Here is a 2,193-nt window from a genome sequence, read left to right as displayed (position 1 = left end):
CACACCGCCATTGCACTGGTCACAACGCTTACGCCGCTACAGTCGGCTGCGTCTCATATACGGCAGGTGCTGGTGCGTCTTGATCGGTGTCGATTTCGAGGATGGGAGCGTGGGATTTGTCAACCGTTCAGCGTTTGCGGTGTGTTGTCTGCGCTGCGTGTTCGGTGGTCATATGGGTGGCGGTGGCCGGGAGCGGTACTGCGGATACCACGATCGACAAGACCCGCACGCGCACCACCGCTGACGGTTGGGAGATCACGATCAGCAAAACCGATGAGAACCTTGAGCGTCAGCCGCCGCTCAACGCGGCCGCGTTCTCCCGCGAGGCGTTCTTGTCGGTACTCGCACGCGGCGACATCGGCGGCCAAGGTCGCGTACCGGTGCGGGCCGGCACGATCGCAGTCGGATTGATGATTGGCTGCAATACCGACGTCTCGCCTGGTATGACAGCTGGGCTGTCGGGCGCCCTCGGCGCGAACGTCGGGGTGCTGGGGAGTGGCACTGCCGCGCAATCCCCTTCCGGCACGCTGGGCGGCAACGCTGGCCTCAATGCCGGGATCACCCCTAGTATCCAGGTCACTCTGCGCCCGGGCACCATCACCACTATCGCGCTGGCCTCCAAGCCGATGGGCGCCGCTACCGGGTACCTCGCGCTCTACGACGTTGCCCTGCGGGTGGACTCCTGTATCGGCCAGGTCGCCATGCGCTCTGTTGCGGCACTGACCGTCTCCACCACCACCGCCGATGACACCATCACCGTCTACGGTGAACCCCTCTCGTTCTGAACACTCTCCCGCCCGGTCTCAGGCTTGGCGGCGGCGTGACCGAATTGTACCAGTCTCAGTCCATCTTTGCCGGTCAGCGCGGTGGACGAGCGCGATAGCATCAACCAGTTGCCGATCTTGATCGGCGTTTGGACGTGAACAATTTCTCCCGTATTCCCGCTCGTGAAACGAGCAGCGTGACAGCAGAAGGGAGCACGACCAGTGACCACCACAGCACCGACAACCAACACTGAGCAAGCCGAGAACCCGCCGCCACCGGCTCCGGGCGAAAGGTTGGTGAGCCCGGTGGCCGCGTTCCTGGTCGGGCTGGGGTTGCTGATAGCGGCGTTCCTGCTCCTGGACCGGATGCCCGGCTGGGCGGACCGTTACGGCGCGATCTGGGTGTACCTGGGATTTTTCGTGTTCATGTCGATCGCGGGCCGCCTGTTCTGGTTCGGTGCCGACAAACTCATCGAGCGACTCCGCACCGGCGGCAACGGTTCCAACCCGGCCCGATGACCGCCCAGAGCGCAGTAGGGGCAGGGGTGCAGTGGTGGTCGGCGAGTGTTGCGCTGCTCGCCATCACAGGCGGTGTGGGCGCGTTGTGGTTTGCAAGTCCGGTTGCGGCGCAACCGATCTGCATCCCGAACCCGATGCTTGGAATCTCCTGCCCGCCCCCACCTCCGCCCCCACCGGGCCAGCCCGGACTGCCCACCACCGCCGCTCCACCCACCCCCGCCGCACCGACCCTGCCGGGCCAGCCGGGACCCGGCGGTGGACCCAACGGGGGTGCGTTCATCCCGCCCGCGCCCGGGCCTTACAACGGCACGCCCATCGTGCCGGTCCCCGAGGCGGAAGAACCTGTTCTACCGGGCAACCCGCAACCGATACCCGCCGCGCCAGCTCCGCCGGGACCCGAGCAGCCACCCGCCCCCGAAACTCCCGCCCCGCCATCCTCTGCGCCGGGCGAGGACATAGTTTCGCAATTGGAGCGGGCAGCCAGACTGCACGAGCAAGGGTTGCTGTCGGATCAGGAATTCGCTGATGTGAAACAACGACTACTGCACGGTTCGGTTCCGCCACCTTCATCTACGCCGACCCCGGCTATAGCCGAGGAAGGCGCGCAACCCACCGGAACGTCCACAGGTGCGAACCGAGGCGGTGGCGATGAACGTATACCGGCACTACTCCTTGTTGGTGTGACAGCGTTTTCAGCGGCAGGGCTACGGCGGACCCTCCGTGATTCGGCGACACCGGTCAGCGACCCCACAGGACCGTATCCCGACGGAGTTACTACTCCGTTGCCGGACGGAAGCTTACGGACGGAATTTCCGGATGGATCCGTAGTGATCGACTACCCTGCCGGTCATGATCTGATACGAAATGGTATTGACTCGAATGGGAACGTATTCTACGTTCACAATGATGC

The 2,193-nt window shown here is 64.6% G+C and carries 2 protein-coding genes; both read left to right on the top strand.

Annotated elements, in window-relative coordinates; genetic code table 11:
- Nucleotides 1-176: 176 nt before the first annotated feature.
- Nucleotides 177-785, top strand: a complete 609-nt coding sequence (locus NS2_RS35515; protein WP_158544147.1) for an MspA family porin — start codon at nucleotides 177-179, stop codon at nucleotides 783-785.
- Between the two features lie 201 nt (nucleotides 786-986).
- A complete protein-coding gene (locus NS2_RS35510; RefSeq protein WP_143161453.1) occupies nucleotides 987-1,283 on the top strand; it encodes a hypothetical protein in 297 nt (98 codons plus the stop codon).
- The last annotated feature ends 910 nt before the right edge of the window (nucleotides 1,284-2,193 follow it).

It is taken from the genome of Nocardia seriolae NBRC 15557 (assembly GCF_007990715.1).
Classification (GTDB): Bacteria; Actinomycetota; Actinomycetes; order Mycobacteriales; family Mycobacteriaceae; genus Nocardia; species Nocardia seriolae.
The sequence above is the reverse complement of the archived record's forward strand: the minus strand, read 5'-3'. Positions and strand labels throughout refer to the sequence as shown.